This window comes from Cochlodiniinecator piscidefendens (genome assembly GCF_011326755.1).
GTDB classification, from domain to species: Bacteria; Pseudomonadota; Alphaproteobacteria; order Rhodobacterales; family Rhodobacteraceae; genus Cochlodiniinecator; species Cochlodiniinecator piscidefendens.
In genome coordinates, this window is the sequence record NZ_JAAOIE010000019.1 from 1 (window position 1) to 1,646 (window position 1,646).

Genomic DNA, 1,646 nt, shown 5'->3' on the forward strand with positions numbered 1-1,646 from the left:
TAATCATGCGTTTAGTTCCTCGGATATGTCATATTTGGGTCGTAGTTTGTTTGGTTTACGACAGTGCAATTTTTATGTGCGCCCATGCTTAGGATTTGCGCGGTTGTTCCGATGTTGCTGTACAGTGGATCAATGAAGGCATAGGCGAGGTTTTTGTTGGTGCGATGGCCCCAATCGCCTGAGGTGACGGTGCCGATGACTGTGTCGTTCATCAGGATGGATGCGCCGGGGTGTGCAGGGGCCGTGGTGTCGTCGATCTCTAACGTAACCAGTTGCTTTTGCTTTCCATTTTTAACGCGTTGGGTCAGGGCATCCTTGCCGATGAAGTCGGCTTTGTCGCGTTTTACAAACCGGTCGAGCCCGGTTTCAAACGGGTCAAATTCGGTCAGTAGATCCGCCTTCCAATGCAAAAAGCCTTTTTCAATGCGCATAGAATCAACAGCCCGCGCCCCAAAAAGTTTCAGCTCGTGGGATTTGCCCGCCTCGCGCAGCGCGAGATAGGCCCCATAAAGGGATGCGTTGGGCACGTGGATTTCATAAGCGAGTTCGCCAGAAAAACTTACCGACATGACGGTGGCCGGGGAAAATCCGATAAAACACTCCCGCACGGACAGCCACGCAAACGCCTCTTTGGACCAGTCACCCCGGGCACAAGCCGAGAGCACAGCGCGCGCCTGGGGGCCAGCCAAAACCAGAATGGTCTGGTCATTCGTGAGGCTTTCGATTTTAACATCCTCATCAGCACGGACATGCTGGGTGAGCCAATCCATATCGTGGAATTCACTGGCAGCGGCAGAGCCATACCAAACCCGATCCGGCCCACGATCAGAGGCTGGGATATTGGCCACCGTGGCCTCGCCTTTGACCATGCCATGATGGTTCAAAAGATAGCCAAGCCCAACGCGCCCGTCCCTTTTGGTGACTGCACCACAAAACATCCGATCAAGGAAAGAATGGCGGTCCACGCCGGTGATTTCAAAGCGGTTAAACCCGTTGACTTCGCACAGGCCAACATTGTCACGCACATTCAGAACTTCGGCTTTGACCAGATCAAAGGTTTCGTCAAAGTGAAAGCCTAAGCTCGGATGGAAGTCAGCATGGGGCTTGATATAATCCACCCGTTCCCACCCATTCACAACGGTAAATTCCGCGCCTTCTGCGGCCATGATTGGGGTCAATGGCGTGGTTTTAGCGGGGCGCCCCGCCGGACGATGTTCATGAGGAAAGTGAAAGCGGAATTCGTTTTGATAATCCTCAATCGCCTTCAACGCGGTCAGTTCGACATTGGTGTGCCCGGTAAAGCGGCGCGGATCAATGCACCACGTGTCATAGCAGGCTTCGCCGTGTACGATCTGCTGCGCGAGCAACCAACCATGACCGCCACCTTCGCCCAGACCCGCCCGTAAGCCAATGATACAAAACGCGTTTTTCTTGCCCGGAATGGGACCGACCAAAGGCGCGCCGTCAATTGTATAGGTGATTGGGCCGTTTACGACTGTGTGAATGCCGGTTTCCATCAGCGCGGGCATGCGTTCAAATGCGCCCTCTAGCACGTCTGTCACGCGGTCCAAATCATCCGGGCACAGAGCGTTGACAAAGTTCGGATCAATCCCATCCATGCCCCAAGTTTTGCAGTCTTGTTCATA

1 protein-coding gene is annotated in these 1,646 nt (G+C 53.9%); it reads right to left on the minus strand.

Going from position 1 to position 1,646, the window contains the following annotated elements:
* Positions 1-11 precede the first annotated feature (11 nt).
* Positions 12-1,646, minus strand: a 1,635-nt coding sequence (locus G9C99_RS18300) for a glycine cleavage T C-terminal barrel domain-containing protein (protein WP_166418982.1), incomplete at its 5' end; no start/stop codon positions are given.